The sequence below is a fragment of the Campylobacter concisus genome (genome assembly GCF_002092855.1).
GTDB classification, from domain to species: domain Bacteria; phylum Campylobacterota; class Campylobacteria; order Campylobacterales; family Campylobacteraceae; genus Campylobacter_A; species Campylobacter_A concisus_AI.
In genome coordinates this window covers 1-863 of sequence record NZ_LVLC01000004.1, presented here as the reverse complement: position 1 = coordinate 863, position 863 = coordinate 1, and the positions used below count along the sequence as shown (strand labels likewise).

The 863-nt window shown below is 37.0% G+C and carries 1 pseudogene; it reads right to left on the bottom strand.

Features of this window, described 5'->3' with window-relative positions:
- Positions 1-52 precede the first annotated feature (52 nt).
- Positions 53-863: pseudogene (locus A3223_RS04255) on the bottom strand (thioredoxin reductase); the annotation flags it as partial.

Genomic DNA, 863 nt, shown 5'->3' with positions numbered 1-863 from the left:
TTAGGAGACGAAGTTTGGCTCCAAATGGAGCCATAGGTATTAAATTTATTATCTAATCCTTTATATTATGCTCTTTGGCATAGCTTAATATCTTTTGCCTAAGATCTTCAGGAAAGCTTTCTCTATACATTACTGGTATTAAAGGATTTAGCTTTTTGTCTAATTTACCTGCTTCATATAGTCTTGTTAGCTCTTCAGGTGTGTTGTAGTATGGTGCATTAGGATATCCCTCTGGTGGGGTTAGGGACATTATTTTAGATTCTAGGATGGTGGAGTCGATGTAGAGAGATAAATCGCGATCATCCCATGTGTTTGGATAACCAACTTCGTCAAACTTTTCCTTATAATCTTCTAATACTTTTTTTGAATATTTTTCAAATTCTTCCCTTGTAGTCTCATTTGCGTCTAGGTCTCTAGGGTCTAGTAGTTTTCCTTCATCTTCTACGAGCTTTCTTAAATGCCTATGGATTGAGCCATCTGGATTATTAACGACTCCGCCCCTATTAAAATCCATCACGAAGTAATTACCAACTATCTCATCAAGGTAAGGCATCATGCCATATTCATCTAGTGGAGGATTGCTGGCTACCTTTCTAAATTCTCTAGCCATTTGTAAATTTTTGTTTATACCTGCTAGGTATGTAGAATATTCAAACATATCAGCTAAAGCCTCTAAAGCCCCATCTTGACCGAGCTGAGCTGATAGAAACATTGATTGATATGCTCTTGCTTTAAATCCTGCATATCCTAGTCCAACTCCTCTTGAAAATCCAGCCGTATTTCCTAAAGTTCCGGCACATATATTCCACTCTGCTGCAAACAGTTCTGATTTTAGAGTATTTCTATTAGCATTTACTTCATCA